Source organism: Cronobacter sp. HA18003, assembly GCF_011605905.1.
In the GTDB taxonomy this organism is placed as follows: Bacteria; Pseudomonadota; Gammaproteobacteria; order Enterobacterales; family Enterobacteriaceae; genus Cronobacter; species Cronobacter sakazakii.
On record NZ_JAANQO010000026.1, the window covers coordinates 171,837 to 195,925 of the forward strand.

At 56.4% G+C, this 24,089-nt stretch carries 21 protein-coding genes and 6 tRNA genes; 12 read left to right on the plus strand and 15 right to left on the minus strand.

Features of this window, described 5'->3' with window-relative positions:
- The first annotated feature begins 36 nt into the window (after nucleotides 1-36).
- From zipA to G6041_RS19335, 3 genes are all read left to right on the plus strand, one after another.
- On the plus strand, nucleotides 37-996 hold the full coding sequence (gene zipA / locus G6041_RS19325) for a cell division protein ZipA (RefSeq protein WP_012124101.1): 960 nt from the start codon (nucleotides 37-39) through the stop codon (nucleotides 994-996).
- A gap of 68 nt (nucleotides 997-1,064) precedes the next feature.
- Complete coding sequence (ligA, locus tag G6041_RS19330; RefSeq protein ID WP_012124102.1) at nucleotides 1,065-3,083, plus strand: NAD-dependent DNA ligase LigA; 2,019 nt, start codon at nucleotides 1,065-1,067, stop codon at nucleotides 3,081-3,083.
- A 1-nt stretch (nucleotide 3,084) separates the two neighbouring features.
- Entirely contained in the window at nucleotides 3,085-3,300 is a 216-nt protein-coding gene (locus G6041_RS19335) for a DUF3820 family protein (protein WP_007700262.1), read from the plus strand.
- A gap of 80 nt (nucleotides 3,301-3,380) precedes the next feature.
- Here the strand turns inward: G6041_RS19335 and G6041_RS19340 are convergent, their stop codons facing one another.
- From G6041_RS19340 to G6041_RS19360, 5 genes are all read right to left on the minus strand, one after another.
- Entirely contained in the window at nucleotides 3,381-3,713 is a 333-nt protein-coding gene (locus tag G6041_RS19340; RefSeq protein ID WP_041460421.1) for a FlxA-like family protein, read from the minus strand.
- 336 nt (nucleotides 3,714-4,049) lie between these two features.
- Nucleotides 4,050-4,125 (minus strand) — tRNA-Lys (locus tag G6041_RS19345).
- A gap of 4 nt (nucleotides 4,126-4,129) precedes the next feature.
- Nucleotides 4,130-4,205, minus strand: a tRNA-Val gene (locus G6041_RS19350).
- A gap of 48 nt (nucleotides 4,206-4,253) precedes the next feature.
- Nucleotides 4,254-4,329: transfer RNA gene (locus tag G6041_RS19355), tRNA-Val, on the minus strand.
- A gap of 40 nt (nucleotides 4,330-4,369) precedes the next feature.
- Nucleotides 4,370-4,445, minus strand: a tRNA-Val gene (locus G6041_RS19360).
- A gap of 260 nt (nucleotides 4,446-4,705) precedes the next feature.
- Here G6041_RS19360 and gltX point away from each other — a divergent pair.
- Nucleotides 4,706-6,121 carry a glutamate--tRNA ligase gene (gene gltX / locus G6041_RS19365; protein ID WP_004388522.1) on the plus strand — a complete coding sequence of 472 codons (1,416 nt, stop codon included), beginning with the start codon at nucleotides 4,706-4,708 and terminating at the stop codon, nucleotides 6,119-6,121.
- Nucleotides 6,122-6,146: 25 nt separating this feature from the next.
- On the opposite strand, the gene G6041_RS19370 is transcribed toward gltX, so the two are convergent.
- Together G6041_RS19370 and G6041_RS19375 are read right to left on the minus strand one after the other, a co-directional pair.
- On the minus strand, nucleotides 6,147-6,536 hold the full coding sequence (locus G6041_RS19370) for a YfeC-like transcriptional regulator (RefSeq protein ID WP_004388523.1): 390 nt from the start codon (nucleotides 6,534-6,536) through the stop codon (nucleotides 6,147-6,149).
- A gap of 3 nt (nucleotides 6,537-6,539) precedes the next feature.
- A complete protein-coding gene (locus G6041_RS19375) occupies nucleotides 6,540-6,899 on the minus strand; it encodes a YfeC-like transcriptional regulator (RefSeq protein WP_004388524.1) in 360 nt (119 codons plus the stop codon).
- 220 nt (nucleotides 6,900-7,119) lie between these two features.
- Between G6041_RS19375 and G6041_RS19380 the strand changes: the two genes are divergently transcribed.
- From G6041_RS19380 to G6041_RS19390, 3 genes are all read left to right on the plus strand, one after another.
- A tRNA-Ala gene (locus G6041_RS19380) sits at nucleotides 7,120-7,195 on the plus strand.
- Between the two features lie 44 nt (nucleotides 7,196-7,239).
- A tRNA-Ala gene (locus G6041_RS19385) sits at nucleotides 7,240-7,315 on the plus strand.
- A gap of 169 nt (nucleotides 7,316-7,484) precedes the next feature.
- Entirely contained in the window at nucleotides 7,485-9,674 is a 2,190-nt protein-coding gene (locus G6041_RS19390) for a sensor domain-containing phosphodiesterase (protein ID WP_041460422.1), read from the plus strand.
- 42 nt (nucleotides 9,675-9,716) lie between these two features.
- Here the strand turns inward: G6041_RS19390 and G6041_RS19395 are convergent, their stop codons facing one another.
- Nucleotides 9,717-10,901 (minus strand): NupC/NupG family nucleoside CNT transporter, encoded by a 1,185-nt coding sequence (locus G6041_RS19395; protein WP_012124105.1) that lies wholly within the window; start codon nucleotides 10,899-10,901, stop codon nucleotides 9,717-9,719.
- 356 nt (nucleotides 10,902-11,257) lie between these two features.
- Between G6041_RS19395 and G6041_RS19400 the strand changes: the two genes are divergently transcribed.
- A complete protein-coding gene (locus tag G6041_RS19400) occupies nucleotides 11,258-12,496 on the plus strand; it encodes an Nramp family divalent metal transporter (protein WP_012124106.1) in 1,239 nt (412 codons plus the stop codon).
- 64 nt (nucleotides 12,497-12,560) lie between these two features.
- On the opposite strand, the gene G6041_RS19405 is transcribed toward G6041_RS19400, so the two are convergent.
- Nucleotides 12,561-12,917: a DUF2502 domain-containing protein gene (locus tag G6041_RS19405; protein WP_004388528.1), complete on the minus strand. Its 357-nt coding sequence runs from the start codon at nucleotides 12,915-12,917 to the stop codon at nucleotides 12,561-12,563.
- Between the two features lie 135 nt (nucleotides 12,918-13,052).
- Nucleotides 13,053-14,042 carry an L-glyceraldehyde 3-phosphate reductase gene (gene mgrA / locus G6041_RS19410; protein WP_012124108.1) on the minus strand — a complete coding sequence of 330 codons (990 nt, stop codon included), beginning with the start codon at nucleotides 14,040-14,042 and terminating at the stop codon, nucleotides 13,053-13,055.
- 220 nt (nucleotides 14,043-14,262) lie between these two features.
- Here mgrA and G6041_RS19415 point away from each other — a divergent pair, with 220 nt between their 5' ends.
- Together G6041_RS19415 and glk are read left to right on the plus strand one after the other, a co-directional pair.
- Nucleotides 14,263-15,930: an alpha-keto acid decarboxylase family protein gene (locus G6041_RS19415; protein ID WP_041460423.1), complete on the plus strand. Its 1,668-nt coding sequence runs from the start codon at nucleotides 14,263-14,265 to the stop codon at nucleotides 15,928-15,930.
- A gap of 153 nt (nucleotides 15,931-16,083) precedes the next feature.
- Nucleotides 16,084-17,049 carry a glucokinase gene (gene glk / locus G6041_RS19420; RefSeq protein ID WP_004388531.1) on the plus strand — a complete coding sequence of 322 codons (966 nt, stop codon included), beginning with the start codon at nucleotides 16,084-16,086 and terminating at the stop codon, nucleotides 17,047-17,049.
- Nucleotides 17,050-17,084: 35 nt separating this feature from the next.
- Here the strand turns inward: glk and G6041_RS19425 are convergent, their stop codons facing one another.
- From G6041_RS19425 to G6041_RS19435, 3 genes are all read right to left on the minus strand, one after another.
- Nucleotides 17,085-17,816, minus strand: coding sequence for a LytR/AlgR family response regulator transcription factor (locus G6041_RS19425; protein WP_004388532.1), 732 nt, complete (start codon nucleotides 17,814-17,816; stop codon nucleotides 17,085-17,087).
- A gap of 11 nt (nucleotides 17,817-17,827) precedes the next feature.
- Nucleotides 17,828-19,519, minus strand: a complete 1,692-nt coding sequence (locus G6041_RS19430) for a sensor histidine kinase (RefSeq protein ID WP_094301140.1) — start codon at nucleotides 19,517-19,519, stop codon at nucleotides 17,828-17,830.
- A gap of 78 nt (nucleotides 19,520-19,597) precedes the next feature.
- The gene (locus tag G6041_RS19435) at nucleotides 19,598-20,839 is read right to left on the minus strand and encodes a DUF1479 domain-containing protein (RefSeq protein WP_012124111.1); all 1,242 of its coding nucleotides are present in this window, start codon (nucleotides 20,837-20,839) and stop codon (nucleotides 19,598-19,600) included.
- Nucleotides 20,840-21,079: 240 nt separating this feature from the next.
- Here G6041_RS19435 and alaC point away from each other — a divergent pair, with 240 nt between their 5' ends.
- A complete protein-coding gene (gene alaC, locus G6041_RS19440; RefSeq protein WP_004388535.1) occupies nucleotides 21,080-22,321 on the plus strand; it encodes an alanine transaminase in 1,242 nt (413 codons plus the stop codon).
- 47 nt (nucleotides 22,322-22,368) lie between these two features.
- Here the strand turns inward: alaC and ypdK are convergent, their stop codons facing one another.
- A complete protein-coding gene (gene ypdK / locus G6041_RS21700; protein WP_097566156.1) occupies nucleotides 22,369-22,425 on the minus strand; it encodes a membrane protein YpdK in 57 nt (18 codons plus the stop codon).
- A gap of 359 nt (nucleotides 22,426-22,784) precedes the next feature.
- Here ypdK and G6041_RS19450 point away from each other — a divergent pair, with 359 nt between their 5' ends.
- Nucleotides 22,785-23,141 (plus strand): cupin domain-containing protein, encoded by a 357-nt coding sequence (locus G6041_RS19450; RefSeq protein ID WP_012124112.1) that lies wholly within the window; start codon nucleotides 22,785-22,787, stop codon nucleotides 23,139-23,141.
- On the opposite strand, the gene G6041_RS19455 is transcribed toward G6041_RS19450, so the two are convergent.
- Nucleotides 23,119-24,087 carry a magnesium and cobalt transport protein CorA gene (locus G6041_RS19455; protein WP_004388537.1) on the minus strand — a complete coding sequence of 323 codons (969 nt, stop codon included), beginning with the start codon at nucleotides 24,085-24,087 and terminating at the stop codon, nucleotides 23,119-23,121. The genes G6041_RS19450 and G6041_RS19455 overlap by 23 nt on opposite strands.
- Nucleotides 24,088-24,089 lie beyond the last annotated feature (2 nt).

Consider the following 24,089-nt stretch of genomic DNA (forward strand, 5'->3'; position numbering starts at 1 on the left):
CCGTCATGGCAAGGTGTTAGAACAACAGAGAATATAATGATGCAGGATTTGCGTCTGATATTAATCATTGTTGGCGCGATCGCCATAATCGCCTTACTGGTGCACGGTCTGTGGACCAGCCGTAAGGAGCGTTCTTCTATGTTCCGCGATCGTCCGATGAAGCGCATGAAATCGAAGCGCGATGAGGATGAAGACGAAGACGACGTCGATGAGCCGGATGATGACGGCGTTGGCGAAGTTCGCGTGCGCCGCAGCGCGCCGGCGCCGGAAAGCGCGCCTGCTCGCCAGCCTCAGCATAACTATCAGCCGCCTTACGCGCCTTCGCAGCCGCGTCAGCCTGTTCGTGAGCCGGTTGAGCCGGAGCCAGAAGTGGCTTACAGAGAAGCGCCGCAAGCGCCCCTGCATCAGCCGCAAGAACCACAGCCGGTTCGCCAGACCGCGCCGCAACCGTCGCAGCCCGCACCGGCACAGCCTGCCATGCGCCAGCCTGCGCCGCAGCCGGTCACCGAGCCCGCGCCACAGCCCGAGCCGGTTGCTGAGCCTGTCCCCGTGAGCGCCCCGGAAAAACCGCAGCCGAAAGAAACCGTTATTATCATGAATGTCGCGGCACATGCGGGCAGCCAGCTGAATGGTGATGTGTTATTCAACAGTATTCAGCAGGCCGGTTTTAAGTTTGGCGACATGAATATTTTCCATCGTCACCTGAGCCCGGACGGCAGCGGCCCGGTGCTGTTCAGCCTGGCGAATATGGTTAAACCCGGGTCGTTTGATCCGGAATCTATGACCGATTTCACCACGCCGGGTATCACCATCTTTATGCAGGTGCCAGGCTTTGGCGATGAACTGCAAAACTTTAAACTGATGCTGCAGTCGGCGCAGCATATTGCCGATGAAGTCGGCGGCGTGGTGCTGGACGATCAGCGCCGTATGATGACGCCGCAAAAGCTGCGTGAATATCAGGACAGAATTCGCGATGTGAAAGAGGCGAACGGTTAACCGCCCGCCGTTAAGTTTTCTCCCCTAACCCCCGCCTGTCGGGGGTTTTTTATCATTGATGGTGCGTTATGGAATCAATCGAAGAAAAACTGACTCAACTGCGAACCACGCTTCGCCATCATGAATTTCTCTACCACGTTATGGACGCGCCGGAAGTGCCGGACGCCGAATACGATCGCCTGATGCGCGAGTTGCGCGCGCTGGAAGAGGCGCATCCGGAGCTGGTAACGCCCGATTCTCCCACTCAGCGCGTTGGCGCAGCGCCGCTGACCGAGTTCAGCCAGGTGCGACATGAAGTGCCGATGCTGTCGCTGGATAACGTGTTTGACGAGGCGAGTTTCCTCGCGTTTAACAAACGCGTACAGGATCGCCTGAAAAGCACCGATGCGCTGGTGTACTGCTGCGAGCTAAAACTCGATGGTCTGGCGGTCAGCCTGTTGTATGAAAATGGTCTGCTGGTCCGCGCCGCCACTCGCGGCGACGGCACCACCGGCGAAGACATTACGCTCAACGTGCGCACCATTCGCGCCATTCCGCTGAAGCTTCGTGGTGACAACATTCCGGCGCGCCTCGAAGTGCGCGGCGAAGTGTTTCTGCCGCAGGCGGGCTTTGAAAAGATCAACGAAGAAGCCCGTCGCACCGGCGGGAAAGTTTTTGCGAACCCGCGTAACGCGGCGGCAGGCTCGCTGCGTCAGCTCGATCCACGCGTTACGGCCAAACGACCGCTGACGTTTTTCTGTTATGGCGTCGGGCTGCTGGAAGGCGGCGAACTGCCGCGCAGCCATATGGAACGTCTGCAACAGTTTAAAGCCTGGGGCCTGCCGGTGAGCGATCGTATTCGTCTCGTGAAAACGCCGGAAGAGGTGCTGGCGTTTTACCATCAGGTCGAGGCCGACAGGCCGACGCTCGGGTTTGATATCGACGGCGTGGTGATTAAAGTCGATTCGCTCGAGCTTCAGGAGCAGCTTGGCTTCGTAGCGCGTGCGCCGCGCTGGGCCGTGGCGTTTAAATTTCCGGCGCAGGAGCAGATGACGACCGTACGCGACGTGGAGTTTCAGGTCGGACGTACCGGCGCTATCACGCCGGTGGCGCGCCTTGAGCCGGTGCAGGTGGCAGGTGTGCTGGTGAGCAACGCGACGCTGCATAACGCTGATGAGATAGCGCGCCTTGGGTTGCGCATCGGCGATAAAGTCGTCATTCGCCGCGCGGGCGATGTGATCCCGCAGGTGGTCAATGTGGTGCTCTCAGAACGCCCGGAAGAGACGCGGCCTGTGGTCTTCCCGGCGCAGTGCCCGGTCTGCGGCTCGGATGTCGAGCGCGTTGAAGGCGAGGCCGTAACGCGCTGCACCGGCGGGCTTATCTGCGGCGCGCAGCGTAAAGAGGCGCTCAAGCATTTCGTCTCGCGCCGCGCGATGGATGTAGACGGCATGGGCGATAAAATCATCGATCAGCTGGTTGAGAAAGAATATGTGCATACGCCTGCCGATCTGTTCCGTCTGACGGCGGGCAAACTGACCGGGCTCGATCGTATGGGGCCGAAATCGGCGCAAAATCTGGTCAATGCGCTGGAGAAAGCCAAAGAGACCACGTTTGCGCGCTTCCTGTATGCCCTTGGCATCAGGGAAGTGGGGGAGGCGACCGCCGCCGGGCTTGCGGCGCATTTCGGCACGCTGGAGGCGCTGATTAACGCCTCGATTGACGATCTGCAAAAAGTGCCGGATGTCGGCATCGTGGTCGCGACGCATGTGTTCAACTTCTTTGAAGAAGAGAGCAACCGCGCTGTCATTCGCGATCTTACCGAGGAGGTGGGCATCCACTGGCCCGCGCCGCAGGTGGTGAAAGCCGAAGAGATAGACAGCCCGTTCGCCGGAAAAACGGTCGTGCTGACCGGGACGTTAAGCCAGATGTCGCGCGATGACGCCAAAGCGCGACTTGCCGCGCTGGGCGCGAAGGTGAGCGGCAGCGTGTCGAAGAAAACCGATCTGCTTATTGCCGGTGAAGCGGCAGGCTCCAAGCTTGCGAAAGCGCAGGAGCTAGGCATTGAGGTCATCGACGAGGCGGAAATGCTGCGTCTGTTAGGTGAGTAATATGGAAAAAGAGCAACTCATCGCTATCGCTAATACGGAAATGCCGTTTGGAAAATACAAAGGCCGCCGGCTTATCGACCTGCCGGAGGAGTACCTGCTGTGGTTTGCCCGTAAGGATGAATTTCCCGCCGGTAAACTTGGCGAACTGATGGCGGTGACGCTGCTTATCAAATCAGAAGGGCTGGGCCACCTGGTTCAGCCGCTGAAAAAGCCCTGAAAAAACGGCGCGAACCTTCGCGCCGTGATTTTTCCTGCCATTCCACCGTGGCCCTGTTACCGGCCGGTGAGAACGTGTTCTTATACGTAGATGTCAATCTGATGGTCGCCGGAAGCCTGCTTCACGGCTTCAAGCTGCTTGCTTTCCTGTTTTTTCTGCGCCTGTTCAGCCTGCTCACGCTGCAACTGAGCCAGCTGCGCCTGCAGCATTTTGATCTGGTTTTGAATAAGCTGCTGTTGTTTCTGCTTCTCTTCCGCGCTGCCTTCGCTGGTCGCAAGATCTTTAAGCTTGGTTGTGAGCTTAGTGATCTGCTGGGTCAGGCGGGCAATCTGCGACGCAATATCGTTGCCGGTGGGCGCGCTGCTGCTGCTCGTCTGTACCGATGGGGTTGAAGCAGTAATGGTCGTCGACATCATGTTCTCCTTTTTTATAAGCCTGGAGAAGGTATCGGCACCGCAACGGGAAAACTGAGTGTTCAACGGATAAATCGTGGATAAAAGCGAAGCAGGGCGGGTGGATATGGAAAGACGTGAGCGATGAGAATAACGCGCATAGCAAAAAGGCGCCTTTAGGGCGCCTTTTTACATTGGTGGGTCGTGCAGGATGACTCGCTTCGCTCGCCCTTCGGGCCGTCGCCGCAAGCGGCTCCGTTGTCTCGCCATAAATGGCTCGACTCAAACCTGCTGCAGGTTCGAATCTTTTTGGCATACAGATAAGCAAAAAGGCGCCTTTAGGGCGCCTTTTTACATTGGTGGGTCGTGCAGGATTCGAACCTGCGACCAATTGATTAAAAGTCAACTGCTCTACCAACTGAGCTAACGACCCGAAGTGGTGGGTGATGACGGGATCGAACCGCCGACCCCCTCCTTGTAAGGGAGGTGCTCTCCCAGCTGAGCTAATCACCCACTTCGGTACTTCTGTTACTAATGACAAGAAATTCGCTGGCGAGAAAGTGGTGGGTGATGACGGGATCGAACCGCCGACCCCCTCCTTGTAAGGGAGGTGCTCTCCCAGCTGAGCTAATCACCCACTTCTCATTTCTTATCTACACGGCGGGAACCACTTAGAGTGGTGGGTGATGACGGGATCGAACCGCCGACCCCCTCCTTGTAAGGGAGGTGCTCTCCCAGCTGAGCTAATCACCCCCGCTGTGTGGAGTCGCATTATAGGGAGAGTTGAAAATGAGTCAACGCCTTTTCCAAAGTTTTTGTTTGTTCGTCGTAAAATTAGACAGTGCGCTGATTTTATGGTCGTTAAGGTATGATTTCTCAACAGATAACGCCGGAAAATAAGGGGTGGAAGGTATCAACATTGAGGAATCAGCGCACGGTGGTAGAATATTGCCCACTTTGTCACTCCCTGGCATGTGCCGCTTAATGGCATTGTTTAACACTAAGGCCAATCAATGAAAATCAAAACCCGCTTCGCGCCAAGCCCGACCGGCTATCTGCACGTCGGTGGCGCTCGTACCGCTCTTTATTCCTGGCTTTTCGCCCGCAATCAGGGCGGCGAATTTGTGCTGCGTATCGAAGACACCGATCTTGAGCGCTCCACGCCGGAAGCCATCGAAGCCATTATGGATGGGATGAACTGGCTGAGCCTGGAGTGGGATGAAGGCCCGTATTTCCAGACCAAACGCTTCGATCGCTACAACGCGGTCATTGATGAAATGCTGGCGGCGGGTACGGCATATAAATGCTATTGCTCGAAAGAGCGTCTGGAAGCGCTGCGCGAAGAGCAAATGGCGAAGGGTGAAAAGCCGCGTTACGACGGCCGCTGCCGTCACAGCCATGAGCATCACGCGGACGATGAGCCTTGCGTCGTGCGTTTTGCGAACCCGCAGGATGGCTCCGTCGTGTTTGACGATCAGATCCGCGGCCCGATTGAGTTCAGCAACCTTGAGCTTGACGATCTGATTATCCGTCGTACTGACGGCTCCCCGACCTACAACTTCTGTGTGGTGGTAGACGACTGGGATATGGAAATCACGCACGTGATCCGTGGCGAAGACCATATCAACAACACGCCGCGCCAGATCAACATTCTGAAAGCGCTGGGCGCGCCGGTACCGCTGTACGCGCACGTCTCTATGATCAACGGCGATGACGGCAAAAAACTCTCTAAACGCCATGGCGCGGTGAGCGTTATGCAGTATCGCGACGACGGCTATCTGCCGGAAGCGCTGCTGAACTATCTGGTGCGTCTGGGCTGGTCCCACGGCGATCAGGAAATTTTCTCCCGTGAAGAGATGATCAAATTCTTCGCGCTTGACGCGGTCAGTAAATCGGCGAGCGCGTTCAATACCGATAAACTGCTGTGGCTGAACCACCACTATATTAATACGCTGGCGCCGGAATATGTGGCGACGCATCTGCAGTGGCATATCGAGCAGGAAAATATCGATACCCGCAACGGTCCGCAGCTGGCGGAGCTGGTGAAACTGCTGGGTGAGCGCTGCAAAACCCTTAAAGAGATGGCGCAAACCTGCCGCTACTTCTACGAAGATTTCAGCGAGTTCGACGCCGATGCGGCGAAAAAACACCTGCGTCCGGTCGCGCGTCAGCCGCTGGAAGTGGTGCGCGATAAACTCTCGGCCCTGACCGACTGGACTGCCGAAAACGTGCACCACGCCATTCAGGCCACGGCTGATGAGCTGGAAGTGGGCATGGGTAAAGTCGGTATGCCGCTGCGCGTCGCTGTGACCGGGGCAGGGCAGTCGCCGGGCCTGGATGTGACAGTTCATGCGATTGGCAAATCCCGAAGCGTGGAACGTATCAATAAAGCGCTGGCGTTTATCGCCGAGCGCGAAAACCAGCAGTAATAAAAAAGCCGGCGCACGCCGGCTTTTACTTTTCGTCGCGAAGGCCGAGCCTTTTCACCAGGCCCGCCGCTCCTTCTTCGCTGATGAGTTCGCTCAGGCGCGCCTGCTCCTGAGGGCTCAGCATCTCCAGCGTGCGAATAAACTGTGCCATCATCTCGTTATCCCAGGTCACGTAGGGCGCAGGGGTCTCTTCAATGCGGTTATAAAGATGCGCGGAATAGCGCAGCTTATCGGTGGCAAGGAAATAGTCATACACCTGCTGCGTGATAAGAATTAACAGCGCGCCGCCTTTACGCCCTTTAAGCGGAATGCGCTTCCAGCCATACTTTCGCGCCCAGCGGCTGATGGCCTGGGCCGTGTAGCCTGACAGCTCGCCCAGTTCTCCCGCTGTCATCCAGCGTGTAAATTGGTTCATGCGTTAATCCGTATGGCGAATATCCAGACGCTGCAACAGTCCGGCGATGCCTTCGCGCAGCAGTAACGAGGTCAGCTGTTTTTGCTCTGACTGACTCATCTCTCGCAATGAATTTAGCAGCAGATTTTCCAGCGGCGCGTCGACCGTGGCTGTATAAGGGGCCACGTTGTCAGAGACGCGGCGGGCGCTGCGGATAAATGACAGCACCTCTTCATCAATATGAATAACGCGCGCTTTACCGCCCTGCACGCCTGGCTTCGGCGATGTATGCCAGCCTTCTCTACGCACCCACTTATTGATCGTCTGGCGGCTATATCCGGTATAGTGCGCCAGCTCGTCCGGGGTCATTCGATCCTTGACCATGACTAATCCTTACAAAATGTAAACCTGTTAGTAGTTAATCGTACAAGAACACAGTACATGAAACTGTGACGTGAATAACTACAGCGTATCGGGAGAACCGCGTTTTTGGAACCTTTTTGCTGCCTTTTTCGGCACTTGAAAGGCAAAGATGAATTTGGCGTTGACACTGTCCGGTGGAATTCTTATTATCCCGCCCGTCAACGCGACAAGGTGTTCCGACGGGGCTATAGCTCAGCTGGGAGAGCGCTTGCATGGCATGCAAGAGGTCAGCGGTTCGATCCCGCTTAGCTCCACCAAACCTACATCCCATCAGGTTTGGTCAGTAACACTAAAATCTCGTGGGGCTATAGCTCAGCTGGGAGAGCGCTTGCATGGCATGCAAGAGGTCAGCGGTTCGATCCCGCTTAGCTCCACCAAAATTAAAACCCTCGCTTAATAGCGGGGGTTTTTGTTTTCAGGGTCTTGCGCGCAGGTCGCCACTGACGGCTCGTGCTTTGTTCTCTGCCATTTCCTTGCCAGCCCGTCGAAAGGTTTTTATTATTAAAGTCTGTACGACACGCCGCCCTGATGCCTGAGAAGCTCCCTATGAATGCTCGCTACGGTTTGCGTAAGTCAGGCATCGCGTTATTGCTCTGCGTCCTGCTGTTGCCGCTAGCGCGCCTGTTATCTCCCAAAGCCATTGTCGATGGCGCGGGAATATATTTAACGTTTTTACCGCTAAGCCTGATGCTGGCGATGATTTATCTTTTCGGTCGCTATGCATTATTTCCTCTGGTCATCACTTTTTTATTTTTTTATGGCTGGTTTTTCCCGTTAAATAGTCAACAACTGCTGGCGTTTATCGCGAGTTTTTTATTACCGGTGATTCTGACTTGCGCTATTCTTCGCGCGTTAAAAGGCCCGCGCTGGCGCTTTGCGATCTCCCGTCACAGTACCGGGCTGCGGCTATTTCTGCCCGGTCTGTTAGCCCCTTGCCTGATAAAGTTTTTAATGGTGGTTTCAGGCTACTGGCTTGATTATCCAGAGGTTATTTCATCTTACTTTGGTGAAAGCACCTCGTTTTATAGTGTTGTCACCGTGCAGGGGTTAATGGCGGCCTCGGTCATTTTTGTCGATATTTTTTATTATCCCGTTCGTATGGCGTTAAGCCGGGCTTTTGCGCGGGCTTTCTGGCATCGTTGCGTTATTCCGCTGCTGGCACCTGAAAAGAAAGTGCTGGCCGCAGGGTGGTTTGCGGGCGTCTTCATTCTGCTGATACTCTTCCTGTTGCCCTTTAAACTATTTTTAATTTCGATCTATACCCTGCCGGTCATCTTTGTTTTATTTACCGCCGGGATTTTCCTTATTGGTCCGGTGTTAATTACGCTGTTGTGGTCTTTTTCATTGTTATTATTACTGGGCAGCAGCAGCAACTTTTTACCGGCTGAAAAAAACGGCTTTTTACTGGCGTTTATGCTGTCTGGCTTTATCGCATTTACGGTTTCAATGCGTTTCATGACGGTCATTTTTAACAAGAGTGAATGGATGAAACGGCAATACCGTATGCTCGCCTTGACCGACCCGCTTACCCGCCTGCCGAACCTGCGTGCGCTGGAGCGGCACCTGCAAGGTATCTCCGGGGGCGCGCTCTGCTGCCTGCGCGTCGCTAATCTTGAGTTTCTGAGCCGCCACTATGGCCTCATGATGCGCATTCAGTGCAAAAAAGAGGTCACGACGCTGCTGCTGCCCTGGCTTAACACCGGTGAGAAAGTCTTTCAGTTGCCCGACAGCGACCTGCTCATTTATCTGGCAGGCCCCGAGCCGCAGAGCCGGTTGCGCCACCTGGTGGATTTGCTGAACAGCAAACGCATCCAGTGGAATGGCGCACAGCTTGAACTCGACTATAGCGCCGCCTGGGCACCCGTGCCTCGGGCACAGACACCAGAAGAGCTCTACCGCACCATTGGGCAACTCAGTTATCTGGCAGAGGTTGCTGGCCCCGGCGATCCGGTTGTGGCGCTGGAGAGTCGCAGTCAGGGGCTTTCCGGGCAAACCAGCGAGCCGGTGCTTATGCTGCAGAAAGTCAAACAGGCGCTTTCAGAAGGGGGCGTTACGCTGTTTGCACAACCGATACAAAACGCACAAGGCGAGGGGTATGCCGAGATCCTGGCGCGCCTTGAATGCGATGGCGAACTCATCATGCCCGCCAAATTTATCCCTCTTATCACCCGCTTTAATCTTAGCGCGCGTTTCGATATGCAGGTGCTTGAGAAACTCCTTATTTACCTGCATACCCACCCGCAAACGCGCCCTGGCGCGCGCTTCTCCGTTAACCTAATGCCCTTAACGCTGGAACAGCAAGGCATCGCTCAACAGGCTATCGCACTGTTTGAGCGCTACCGGGTGCCCATCAGCGCGGTGATCCTGGAGGTAACAGAAGAGCAGGCGCTCTCCGGCTCGGAAAACACCGTTCAAAATATTTCGCTGTTGCAGGCGCGAGGGTTTTGCATCGCCATTGATGATTTTGGGACCGGTTACGCTAACTTCGAGCGGCTTAAAAATTTACAGGCTGACATTATTAAAATCGACGGCTGTTTTATACGTAACGTGGTGAGCAATACCTTTGACGCGCTGGTGGTGAAATCGATTTGCGATCTGGCGAAAGCGCGTTCGCTGACTGTCGTGGCAGAGTTTGTGGAAACGCCAGCGCAGCGCGATCTGCTGTTTGCGCTTGGCGTGGAATACATTCAGGGCCACCTGCCGGGCCGGCCAGAACGGCTTGAGTGCGAGGCATAAAAAACCGGAGCCAGGCTCCGGTTTTTAACGCATCGAGTTTGATTACAGCACGAGTGCGGCGATGGACGCAGAGAGCACGCTCACAAGCGTAGAGCCGTACACCAGCTTCAGGCCAAAGCGGGAAACCACATTGCCTTGTTCTTCGTTCAGGCCTTTGATAGCGCCGGCGATGATGCCGATAGAGGAGAAGTTAGCGAACGACACCAGGAATACCGACAGAATGCCTTCCGCGCGCGGAGAAATTGTGCCTGCCAGTTTCTGCAAATCCATCATCGCGACGAATTCATTGGAGACCAGTTTAGTCGCCATAATACTGCCGACCTGCAGCGCTTCGTTAGCCGGCACGCCCATCACCCAGGCAACCGGGTAGAAGATGTAGCCCAGAATACCCTGGAAGGAGATGCCCAGCACTGCGGCGAACAGCGCGTTCAGACCAGAAATCAGCGCGATAAAGCCAATCAGCATCGCGGCTACGATAATCGCCACTTTGAAACCTGCCAGAATGTACTCGCCCAGCATTTCGAAGAAGCTCTGCCCTTCATGCAGGTTAGACATCTGCAAATCTTCTTCATTCTCAACGCGGTACGGGTTGATGATGGAGAGGACGATAAAGGTACTGAACATATTCAGGATCAGCGCCGCCACCACGTACTGCGGTTTCAGCATGGTCATGTACGCGCCGACGATAGACATGGACACCGTGGACATCGCAGTTGCGGCCATGGTGTACATACGGTTGCGTGACATTTTGCCGAGAATATCCTTATAGGCGATAAAGTTTTCTGATTGTCCCAGAATCAGCGAGCTTACCGCGTTAAAGGATTCCAGTTTACCCATACCGTTCACTTTAGAGAGAACCGTACCGATAGCCCGGATAACAATCGGCAGTACGCGAATGTGTTGCAGAATACCGATTAACGCAGAGATAAAGACGATAGGGCAAAGCACTTTCAGGAAGAAAAATGCCAGACCTTCATCGTTCATTTTGCCGAAGACAAAGTTTGTCCCTTCATTAGCAAAGCCGAGCAGTTTTTCAAACATATCGGCAAAGCCTTTAACAAAGCCCAGGCCAATATTTGAATTAAGGAAGAACCAGGCCAGCAGCACTTCAATCACCAGCAGCAGGCCAATATAAGGCAGACGAATTTTTTTGCGGTCATGACTGACCAGCAAAGCAAGCAGCGCTACAACGGCGAGCGCCAAAACGAAATGAAGAACGCGGGACATATTTGCTCCAAATATGAGGCAGGTTTAATTTCCGTGCACATTCTATGCAACAACCATTTAGAAAACGAGATCTGCAACACACTATAGTTACGTCATGTGACCAAACGCTAAAAGAGTGATCAAACATACAAAAATGTTATGTTGCGTAAAGCAGTGAAAGGTTATCTTTTGCTGCTACACTTTTAACATACGTGGGCGCACGGCAAAGTATTTTCCGCGTATTCCTCGATCTTAACCCACCTTTCATTGATTTCAGCTATCAGAGCCATTAAGGATTGTCCGGTTTAATGAACTTGATAATCATTCTCATTTTGGTAGCATGAAACATAGCAAAGGCTATATTTCAGAGGCAGAGCATGAACCACACTCGCGTTGAGCAAAATCGTGGCCGTACAGCGCGGAAGTTAAGGCTGGCGCTGATGGGGCCAGCTTTCATCGCTGCCATTGGCTATATCGATCCGGGTAACTTTGCGACCAATATTCAGGCAGGCGCGAGCTTTGGCTATCAGCTGTTGTGGGTCGTCGTCTGGGCGAACCTGATGGCGATGCTGATTCAGGTGCTCTCGGCCAAGCTTGGCATCGCGACGGGCAAAAATCTCGCTGAGCAAATTCGCGATCACTATCCGCGCCCGGTTGTCTGGTTTTACTGGGTGCAGGCGGAGATCATCGCGATGGCGACCGATCTCGCGGAATTCATTGGCGCGGCGATAGGTTTTAAACTCATTCTTGGCGTATCGCTTCTGCAGGGCGCGGTACTGACGGGTATCGCCACGTTTCTGATCCTGATGCTGCAAAAGCGCGGGCAAAAGCCGCTTGAGAAAGTCATCGGCGGGCTGCTGCTGTTTGTGGCGGCGGCCTATATCGTCGAGCTCTTCTTCTCGCAGCCGAAACTGGCGGAGCTCGGCAAAGGGATGCTGATCCCAAGCCTGCCGACGTCCGAAGCGGTGTTCCTGGCCGCAGGCGTGCTGGGGGCGACCATCATGCCGCACGTTATCTACCTGCACTCGTCGCTCACGCAAAACCTGCATGACGGCTCGCGCAAAGAACGCTACTCGGCGACCAAATGGGACGTGGCGATCGCCATGACCATCGCCGGTTTTGTGAATCTGGCGATGATGGCAACCGCGGCGGCCGCGTTTCACTTCAGCGGCCACACCAAAGTGGCGGAGCTCGATCAGGCGTATCTTACGCTCGAACCACTGCTCAGCCACGCGGCGGCGACCATTTTTGGGTTAAGTCTGGTGGCGGCGGGTCTCTCTTCCACAGTGGTGGGCACGCTGGCTGGGCAGGTAGTGATGCAGGGGTTTGTACGCTTCAGTATTCCACTCTGGGTGCGCCGCGCGGTCACTATGGCACCGTCGTTTATTGTCATTCTGATGGGCCTTGATCCGACGCGTATTCTGGTGATGAGCCAGGTGCTGCTGAGCTTTGGTATCGCGCTGGCGCTGGTGCCGCTGCTGTTCTTTACCAGCAATAAAGCGCTGATGGCCGAGCTGGTCAACACGCCGTGGGTGAAACGTACCGGGTGGGCGATTGTCGTACTGGTGGTGGCGCTGAATATCTGGCTGCTGGTGGGCACGGCGCTTGGGTTATAGCGACGTAAAAGACGTAAAAAAGGCAGGCGCTAAGCCTGCCTTTTTTGTGATGTAGCGTGTGAAATCAGTGGTGATGACCATGGCCGCGGCCATGCTTACCCCAACCGCGACGGTCATCGCGATCGTTCCAGCCTTCACGATAGCCGCGTTCATACGCCCGGCGGTCATCCCAGCCGCGATGTTTATCCCATCCGCGGTGCAGGCCATTGTCATGACGCCACCAGCGGTCGCCGCGCCACTCATAATGATTACGCCAGTAGTCGCGGTCGCGCCAGCGGCCGCCGTCCCAGTAGTTACCGTAATTGTCGCGATCGCCAATTTGTAATTTGATGGATGGCAACAGGGTGATTTCACCAGCGCTGGCGATAAGCGGCGCGGTGCCCGCCAGTAACGCTGCTGCAAGAATCAGTGACCTGAACATACTTATCTCCTTCACGATCGGGGCCGTAGTGGCCTGTTGCAGTAATATTACGGACCTGTAAATCCCTGCAGCATCGCTCCGACTCTGAAAACAGGTATGACCGCACTTTTTGCTAAAGCAGTGTCACCTGATGCACTATGCGAGTATCGCCTCGATCGCCTGCCGTTCTTCGGCGGAAAAGCCCCGGTTTGCGAGCATTCCCACCGCATCGTCTATCTGGCTGGTCTTGCTGGCACCAATCAACACTGATGTCACTTTCTCATCGCGCAGCACCCAGGCGAGCGCCATCTGTGACAGTTTCTGCCCACGCTGTAGGGCGAGATCGTTCAGCTTGCGCACTTTATCGAGTTTCTCTGGCGTGATCTGATCCGGGTTCAGGAAACGGCTGCCGCTGGCGGCGCGAGAATCTGCCGGAATGCCGTTCAGGTAACGGTCCGTCAGTTGCCCGCCAGCCAGCGGCGAGAAGGCGATACTGCCGACGCCTTTTTCCTGCAAGAGATCCAACAGGCCATCCTCTACCCAGCGCTCAAACATTGAATATTTGGGTTGATGGATAACACACGGCGTGCCGAGCTGGGCCAGCAGATCGATAGCCTCGCGCGCGCGGTCTGCCGGGTAGTTAGAGATGCCGACATACAGCGCTTTACCCTGACGCACGATATGGTCCAGCGCGCGCATAGTTTCTTCGAGCGGCGTCTCCGGGTCCGGGCGGTGGTGATAGAAAATATCGACATATTCAAGGCCCATGCGCTTCAGGCTCTGGTCAAGGCTCGAAATCAGATATTTGCGCGAGCCCCAGTCGCCGTAAGGGCCGTCCCACATCGTGTAGCCCGCTTTGGTGGAGATAATCAGCTCGTCGCGGTACGGCAGAAAATCCTCTTTCAGGAGGCGACCAAAATGGCTTTCGGCGGAGCCCGGCGGCGGCCCGTAATTATTGGCGAGATCAAAATGGGTAATGCCGAGGTCAAACGACCGGCGCAGCAACTGGCGGCTGGTCTCGACCAGCGTGGCGTCGCCAAAGTTATGCCACAGGCCGAGAGAAATGGCCGGGAGCTTCAGGCCGCTGCGTCCGCAACGGCGGTATTCCATGGTGGCGTAGCGCGCCGGATCTGCCTGATAAACCATGCTTCTTCACCTCTGTATGTGGTTAGTGCACTGTGAAATTATCGAATTGAGTGACTCACCCGTACCGCAAGTGTATACGTTTACACTCAACGCGAAAGCTGACAGCCTACACGCCCGACGCGCGTAAATCTTGCTTGCCACCGCTTTTTACTGCCGCATTCTGGACAGCGATCACACTTCATTAATACTCACTACAGGTCCCTGAAAAAGGATGGCAAAAATGCCAGCTCACTATTGTATTGCCGATTATCTGTTGGATCGTCTGGCAGGATGTGGTGTTAAGCACCTGTTTGGCGTGCCTGGAGATTACAATCTGCTGTTCCTCGATAACGTCATTGCCCACCCGCGTATTACCTGGGTCGGCTGCGCGAACGAGCTTAACGGCGCTTATGCCGCCGACGGGTACGCCCGCTGCAACGGCATCGGCGCGCTGCTGACGACCTACGGCGTCGGCGAACTCAGCGCGCTCAACGCGATTGCCGGTAGTTACGCTGAGGCGGTGCCGGTGCTGCATATCGTCGGCGCCCCGTGTCAGTCGGCACAGCGTAAGGGCGAAGTGCTGCACCACACGCTGGGCGATGGCGATTTCCATCACTTTATGCGCATCGCCCGCGAAGTGACCGCAGCCCAGGGCTGGCTCACGCCCGCGAACGCCTGCAGCGAAATTGACAGGGTGATTGCTGAAATGCTGCGTACCCGCCGCCCCGGATATCTGGTGCTGCCCACCGATGTGGCAAGTGCGCCGGCGGTTGCGCCTGTAAACGCTATCACCGTGCCACGCCCGCAGGGCGACGACGCGCAACTGGCCGCATTTCGCGAGGCGGCGCAGGCGCGGTTCGCCAGCGCCGGACGCGTGGCGTTGCTGGCGGATTTTCTGGCCCAGCGCTTCGGCGTGCAAAACGCGCTGCATCAGTGGCTGGACGACACGCCGATGCCGCACAGTTCGTTGCTGATGGGCAAAGGTGTGCTGGATGAAACCAAACCCGGTTTCACCGGGACTTACAGCGGCGCGGCGAGCGATCCGGCGGTCTGCCAGGCGATAGAAGAGGCGGATCTGGTTATCTGCGTCGGCGTGCAGTTCGCCGATACGATCACCGCCGGGTTTACCCAGCGTCTGACGCGCGATCAGACCATCGACATCCAGCCCTGGGCGACGCGCGTAGGCGACCGCTGGTTCAGCGGGATCGCGATGGATCAGGCGGTAGCGATTCTGCATGACATCGCCAGACGCCACAGTGCGCGCCTGCCGCCGCCGGACGTTGCGCCGCCTGTAGCCAAACCCACCACCGCAGGCGCGCTTAACCAGCAAAACTTCTGGCCGCTGATTGAGACGTTTTTACAGCCGGGCGACATCATCGCCGTCGATCAGGGTACCGCCGCGTTTGGTGCCGCCGCGCTGCGTCTGCCCGCTGGCTGTGATTTCCTGGTGCAGCCGCTCTGGGGCTCAATAGGCTACGCCTTGCCTGCTGCGTTCGGCGCGCAGACGGCCTGCCCGAACCGCCGCGTGGTGCTGATCACCGGTGATGGCGCGGCGCAGCTCTCCATTCAGGAAATGGGTTCTATGCTGCGCGATGGTCAGGCGCCGGTGGTTATCGTGCTCAATAACGACGGCTACACGGTGGAGCGTGCCATTCACGGCGCGACGCAGCGTTATAACGACATCGCCCCGTGGCAATGGACGAAACTGCCGCACGCGCTGCATGCTGACAGCCAGGCGCAAAGCTGGCGCGTCAGCGACGCAGCGCAACTCAAAGAGGTGCTGGAGCGTCTCTCGCGGCCCGAGCGGTTGTCGTTAATTGAGGTGATGCTGCCGCGCGACGATGTGCCGCCGTTGCTCGACGCCGTCAGCCGTGCGCTGGAGGCCCGCAACGGCGCGCAGGACGAATAAGCGCCTTTCGGTACAGAAGATGCTGAAACGTTCAAGGTAATCTGTGATGTAAGTCTCTAAACGCGGGGCACTTATGCTATGGTCATTGTTGTTCAGGCGCCGTGAATTTAGAGTGTGCCAAGATTATTTTGTATTTAGCGGAGCAGCAACAGAATGACCAAATATGCTTTGGTGGGAGACGTAGGCGGCACCAACGCACGCTTAGCGCTGTGCGACGTAGACAGCGGCGAGATACTCAAGGCGAAAACCTATTCTGGCCTTGATTATCCGAGCCTGGAAGCGGTGGTGCGGGTGTATCTGGAAGAGCATAACGCCACGGTGACGGATGGCTGTATCGCCATCGCATGCCCGATTACCGGCGACTGGGTGGCGATGACCAACCACGTATGGGCGTTTTCTGTCGCCGAAATGAAAAAGAATCTCGGCTTCGATCATCTGGAAATTATTAACGATTTCACCGCCGTGTCTATGGCGATCCCGATGCTCAAAACCGACCATCTGATCCAGTTTGGCGGCGGCGAACCGCAGCCCAATAAACCGATCGCCGTTTATGGCGCGGGCACCGGGCTTGGTGTGGCGCACCTCGTGCATGTCGATAAACGCTGGGTCAGCCTGCCGGGCGAGGGCGGTCACGTCGATTTCGCGCCTAACAGCGAAGAAGAAGCGATTATTCTTGAGCAGCTGCGCGCCGAAGTCGGGCACGTCTCCGCCGAGCGCGTGCTCTCAGGGCCGGGGCTTGTGAATCTTTACCGCGCCATTGTTAAAGCCGATGGCCGTCTGCCGGATAATTTGCGTCCGAAAGACATCACCGAACGCGCGCTGGATGACAGCTGCACCGACTGCCGTCGCGCGCTGTCGCTCTTTTGCGTCATCATGGGCCGTTTCGGCGGCAACCTGGCGCTGACGCTCGGCACTTTCGGCGGCGTCTATATCGCAGGCGGTATCGTGCCGCGTTTCCTGGATTTCTTCACCTCCAGCGGTTTCCGCGGCGGGTTTGAAGATAAAGGCCGCTTTAAATCTTATGTGCAGGATATTCCGGTCTATCTGATTGTTCACGACCAGCCGGGGCTGCTCGGCGCGGGCGCGCATCTGCGCCAGACGCTCGGACAGATCCTCTGAGAAAAAGGCGCCGCGCGGCGCCTTTTCTTTTTCCCTCACAGCCGCATCAGCTGGCGGAATGCTTTAACCCTGCTGCGGCTCACCGGCACCTGAAAATCGAGATCGCGCAGGCGCAGCACGTAAGTGTTGTTAAACCACGGCTCAATCTCGCGGATTTTATTGAGATTCACGCAGTAGGAGCGGTGGCAGCGGAAGAAATGCGCCTCCGGCAGACGGCTGCAAAACTCGGTGATATTCATCGGCATCACATACGCTTCTTTGCGCGTATAGACGAACGTCATCTTCTCGTGCGCTTCGGCATAATAGATATCGTTAATATCGGTGACGATAATCCGCTCATCCTTGATGAGATTAATGGTCGCGTTCTCACGCCCGGCGGGAGCGGCGGCGTGCGGCGCGCTCTGCTGCGCAAAGGCGGCTTCCAGCTTTTGCAGCATGCCGATAATGCGCGACTCCTGATACGGTTTCAGAATGTAGTCAAAAGCTTCCAGTTCGAACGCTTCTACCGCGTGCTCTTTCCAGGCAGTGATAAACACGATAAACGGCTTGCGGGCGAATTTACTGATGTTCTGCGCCAGCAATACGCCGTCCAGCGACGGAATATTAATATCAAGAAAAATGGCGTCCACATCGTGCTGCTGCAGATATTTCAGCACATCCAGCCCGTCTTCGAACGTGGCGACCACGTCCATCTGGCTGTGCGTTTTAATCAGCCAGTTCAGCTCCTGCTGCGCGAGGACTTCATCCTCAACGATAATGACTTTCATCGCATTCTCTCTTACAACAGCATTGCAGCGTCAGGGCGCGGCGGTTGATTGGGCACGTAAAACGCAATCTCGGTGCCTGGCTCCAGGCGGCGAATGTGCAGCCCTTCGCCATATAACAGCTTCACGCGGTGATGTACGTTAACCAGCCCGATTTTATTGACCGGCATCTCGTTGGTATCCAGCTGTTCGATAATGTGTGGGTCGATGCCGTGGCCGGTATCCCGCACCGCGATCCGCACCCGGCTGCCGCTTTGCGCAATGCTAATCGTCACCACGCCTTTGCCGCGGCAAGGCTGGATGCCATGCACGATAGCGTTCTCCACCAGCGGCTGAATAAGCAGGCTGGCGACGCGGCAGTTCACTTCGTCGTCGATATCGTAAATCACGGTCAGCTTGTCGCCAAAGCGCGCCTGCTCAATCGCGATGTAATCCTTAATCTGGTACAGCTCCTTTTTGATATCGATCTGCTCGTCGTCGTTCAGTTCAATGTTGTAGCGCAGGTAGCGCGAGAGATTAAAAATCAGCTGGCGCGCGGTGTCCGGGTTCAGGCGTATGGAAGATGAGATCGCGTTTAGCGCGTTAAACAGAAAATGCGGGTTGATTTTGCTCTGCAGCGCGCGCAGCTCCGCTTTGTTCGCCATCTCGCGCAGTTGCTCGGCGCGCGACACCTCAAGCTGTGTGGAGATAATCTGCGACAGGCCGATGGCCATCTCCTGCAACGACGAGGTGATTTGATGCGCGTGGCAGTAGTAGATTTTCAGCGTTCCGGTGACGACGCCTTTCTCCCACAGCGGGATCACCAGCATGGAGTGGATCTCCGGCGTGCGGTGGGCTTCGTCGTTATTTTTGATAATGATTTTACCGTGACGGAGTGCCTGCTGCGTGGTGGGGCTTAGCGCGTCGCTGTTATCCTGATAGTTATGCTCGCCGACGCCGACATAGGCCTGTACCTTTTCAGTATTGGTGATGGCGACCGCGTCGGCGTTGATATCGCGGCGGATAATATCGCACACCTGGCGCAGGGATTCGCTGTTCACATGGCGAAACAGCGGCAGCGTTTTGTTGGCGATATCCAGCGCCAGTTTGGCCTGACGCGCGGCGCTGGCCTCTTTCTCGCCCTCAACGCTTCGCACCAGCAGCACGATAAAGCCAATGGACACGGTGCCTAAAATCATCGGCACGCCGATTTTCGAGACGATATCCAGCCCGAGCGCCGTGGTCGGCGCCCAGACCACCACCAGAATCATGGTCAGCGTTTCGCACAGCATGCCGCCGAGAATACCGGCGCGCCAGTGCTGCGCTTTCGGCACCCGGCGGCTGATAAAGCCGGAGATCACGCCCGCGACGATGCTGGTGATAAAACAGGGAATGGCGGTGATGCCGCCGATATCAATCAGGTAACGGTGCAGCCCGGCGATAACGCCGGTAATGATGCCGACCCACGGGCCGAAGAGAATACCGCCGGACATCACGGCGATAATGCGCACGTTCACCAGCGAGCCTTCCACCGGCACGCCGGACCACGTACTGAACAGCGCGAACATCGAAAAGATCGCGGTGACCGCCAGCAACTCTTTCGGCGTGTGGGCGCTCTTATGCAGCAGCTCGCGGAACAGCCGCAGGCGAATCAGGAAAAAGAGGCAAATCAGCATTAGCGCCGCGCGGTCGAAGACCGCCAGCAGCATGTCGAAAATCTCGTGCACGGAAAACCCGAAGTCTGGCAGGAAAGCGCACATGATAGAAAACCTGACGGCCCTTGACCAGCCGCCAGGTGTTGCCGGTTATGCGCCTTTGAGCTGTTCGCGTCCGGCAGGGGTCAGATCCGCTTCGGTGGCGCGCCCGCTGAAATCGATTTCGAAATCATCCGGCGCGAAGTCCGGCGGCGAACGGCCTTCCACAAATGCCGGCCACTGGCGCTTCAGGTAGGCGTCGTTCTTCTCACACCACGGCGCGGCGGCGATATACATCACGTTGCTGTCAAACTCGCCCTGATGCTCGTTTTCCACCGCGTGAATAACGTCGCAGTGCCAGAAGACGGTATCGCCCGGCTCCATATCGGGAATTGAGGAAATCCCGGTCAGTAAAAGGGGATGCCAGCGTTCGTTAATGGATAACGCGCGGCCAGGCTTCGCCTCGCACAGCGAATCCTCCGGCACGTCGTCCTGCAATGCGCGCAGCAGGATATACGCCATGGCGTTGGCGACCGGCAGCAGGGTGAGCGTACCGCCGTGCTTGCGCTGCTCGGAGAGCGCCGTCCAGCCCTGAAAGGTGCGGAACATCGAGCAGACGGCAGGTGAGGGGATCTCCCGCGCCTCGACGCGGCCCTCGGCTTCAAACGGGTTGTAGCGCTGCCACTCGCCGCTAAAGACGTGACGGTAAACGTGACGGAAATTCTCATCAAGCCAGCGCTCTACCGAGCCGCCGTCGACATGCGGCGACAGGCCAAGCGAGGACGAGCGCGGCGGTCGGCGGCGGGTGCGGTCGGCGTACGTCACCACGCGATTCGGGTCGAAATGCTGTTTGCCGTGGCTCTCCGTCTGCCAGAGATTATTGAGAAACACCTGCGCGGCTTTCATACGCTCGTGCTGGCGCGCCTCCACCTGCGGCTTCGACCAGTAAATGCCGTAAATTTGCGGCTTACTGTCGGCAAGCGTGCCGAAATAGTTATCTTCCGCCGCGTTCTTAAGCTTTTCGACAAAGTCGTTGCGCTCCAGGTAATCGCCAATCTCCTGATTCCAGGCGCGCGCCTGGTTTTCCGGGAAGACGCCTTTAATCACGCAGCAGCCGCGCTCGCGGATGCGGGCTTTCTGCGCGTCGCTGATGCGGCCATTAATGATGTCGTCGGCATGGATCTGCGGCACCGGGCTTTCGCCGCGCGCGGTTTCGCTTTTGATGGTGTCAATCTGGCGCGCGATATCGGCTTCCAGTTCGGCAAACACGGCCTGATAGTTCGGCAGCGCCGCACGTAGCTGCTGTTTTATCTCGCGGATAGCGGTGGGAAGATCGGGAATGTGCAGGGTCATAGCGTGTACTCCGGCAATCGGGAACAGGGTTATTGTTTTGTTGCGTCGAAGTTAATATAGCTACGCCTCATCAAATAAAACAGGGTTAACTTTCAAATGAAAGTTCCCGTTTTTTGTTCCGTAAATTATTTTTGCGATTGCCTCTCGACAGCAGAAAATTTTCCAGGCTATGTTCTTAAAGCCGCATCAGCGGCAGCGTCGCTCGGACGGTCCGGGCGCTTACGTCACATCGAGGAACCTATGGCTGACTTCAGTCCCAAACGCCGTTTTTCGCGTATCGAACGCCTTCCCCCTTACGTTTTTAACATCACTGCTGAGCTGAAAATGGCTGCGCGTCGGCGCGGCGAAGATATTATCGATTTCAGCATGGGCAACCCGGACGGCCCCACGCCGCCGCATATCGTTGAAAAACTCTGCACCGTGGCCCAGCGCCCGGATACGCACGGCTACTCCACCTCGCGCGGCATTCCGCGCCTGCGCCGCGCCATTTCGCGATGGTATCAGGAGCGCTACGAGGTGGAGATCGATCCGGAAACCGAAGCCATCGTCACCATCGGGTCGAAAGAGGGGCTGGCGCACCTGATGCTCGCCACGCTCGATCACGGCGACACGGTGCTGGTGCCGAACCCAAGCTATCCGATCCACATCTACGGCGCGGTGATTGCCGGCGCGCAGGTGCGTTCGGTGCCGCTGGTGGAGGGCGTGGATTTCTTCAACGAGCTGGAGCGTGCGATTCGCGAAAGCTATCCGAAGCCGAAAATGATGATTTTAGGCTTCCCGTCGAACCCGACAGCGCAGTGCGTGGAACTGGAATTTTTCGAGAAAGTCGTGGCGCTGGCGAAGCGCTATGACGTGCTGGTGGTACACGATCTGGCTTACGCCGATATCGTCTACGACGGCTGGAAAGCGCCGTCCATCATGCAGGTGCCGGGCGCGCGCGATGTCGCCGTGGAATTCTTTACGCTCTCGAAAAGCTACAACATGGCGGGCTGGCGCATCGGCTTTATGGTCGGCAATCAGGAACTGGTTAGCGCGCTGGCGCGCATCAAAAGCTACCACGACTACGGTACTTTTACGCCACTCCAGGTGGCGGCCATCGCCGCGCTGGAAGGCGATCAGCAGTGTGTGCGCGATATCGCTGAGCAGTACAAACGCCGCCGCGACGTGCTGGTGAAAGGGCTGCACGAGGCGGGCTGGATGGTCGAATGCCCGAAAGCCTCGATGTATGTCTGGGCGAAAATCCCGGAGCCTTACGCGGCGATGGGTTCGCTGGAATTTGCCAAAAAGCTGCTGCAGGACGCGAAAGTCTGCGTGTCGCCGGGGATTGGTTTTGGCGACTACGGCGACACCCACGTACGTTTCGCGCTGATTGAAAACCGCGATCGCATTCGCCAGGCAGTGCGCGGCATTAAAGCGATGTTCCGGGCCGACGGGCTGTTGCCGGCAAGCGCGAAGAGCGCCGCGGCCCAGGACGCCGAATAAAAAAACAGGAGCCAGTGGCTCCTGTTTCTTTTTACTCAGGTGTTTTACTAAATCATCAGGGCAAACGTGCCGGCCCACAACAGTAAAATCACCGATACGCCCATAAAGAAATATTTCACGTTACATCGCTCCGCATGTCTTAAAACACGCCTGAATCAATACGCAAGGTCACAGTATACAAAGTTGACGCCGCAGCCGAATCACTTTGGGACTATTCCCCAATCCGGCTGCCGCTCTCTAAAATCGTGCGCGTCAAATGACGTCAGCGGGCGCTAATGTAATCCTTTATTTCAGAGGTGACAAGCGACACGCGGGCTCGTTAAAAGAAATTTTTTCATCCTGCTTTTTTCCTTAAAAAACAATTAAAAAGAAATTAATTACGGGGCGTAACTCCCGCTTCCAGGCGCTTGCCAGCAGCTTCGCTGACTGCCATTCTGGAAGGGGTAAAAAAACAGGAGCAGCAATGAAAATCAGCAAGGCAAATGCGGAACATTATCTGTGGGGCGGTGACTGCGATGGCTGGCATCTGGTCAAAAACCAAAACCTTAGCGTTATTCATGAGCGGATGCCCGTCGGGCGGGCGGAGCAGCGCCACTATCACGAGCAGTCGCGCCAGTGCTTTTTTGTGCTGAGTGGGGAACTGACGATGGCGCTGAACGGCGAGCACGTCACGCTTACGGCAGGCGAAGCGATAGAAATTCCGCCGCTGGCACCGCACCAGGCGCGTAACGACGGGCAGGAGACGGTGGAATTTCTGGTTATCTCCCAGCCGACCACGCGGGGCGACCGGGTTAATCTCACAGCCAGCCCGAGCGTTTAAGCTTCCAGTAAAGCAAATAACAGACGGCAATGGTGCCGCCGATAGTCACCGGATAGCCGAACGCCGAGCGTATCTCCGGCATATTTTCAAAGTTCATGCCGTACATGCTGAAAATGACCGTCGGCACCACCAGAATCGCCCCCCAGCCTGCGAGCTTTTTCACCACCTCGTTTTGCTGCACCGTCACCAGCGCCAGATTCACATGCATGGCGCTGGTCAGCATTTCACGCATATCCTCGGCATCCATCACCACGTGATGCGCGTGATCCTGCACGTCGCGCAGGTAAGGGCGCAGCGTTTTCGGCACGATATCTTCATGCAGACGGATCAACTGGTTGCAGATTTCATCCACCGGCAGCGCGGCGTTACGGATAGCCAGCAACTGGCGGCGCAGCGTATAGACCTGCTGCACGGCCTGTTTGTCAAACTCGGTGCGGAACATCGTGTTTTCCATCTCGCCGATGCGGCTGGTGAGCGACGAGGTGATTTCCAGATAGTTATCGACGATAAAATCGAGCAGGCAGTAGAGCGCGTAGCCCGGCCCGATGGCCAGCATGTCGGGCTTTTCCTCGGCGCGGGCGCGAATGGGCGCATAGCTTTCGGAGGCACCGTGGCGCACCGTTATCAGAAAGTTTTTGCCGATAAACAGATGCGTTTCGCCAAATTCAATCTGCTCCTGGCGGTTCATCCACGCGGTTTTCACCACCATAAACAGCGATTCGCCATACTGTTCGATTTTAGGGCGCTGATGGGCGGTGAGCGCATCTTCGATGGCGAGTTCGTGCAGGCCGAACTCCTGCTGGATGATATGCATAAACGGCGCGTCGGGCTGCCACAACCCCAGCCAGATAAAGGCGTCAGGATCTTCAATCGCTTCGCTGATATCTTCGAGGTTAATCACTTCCGGCTTTTTGTCGCGCCGGTACACCATACTGTTAACAATCATTT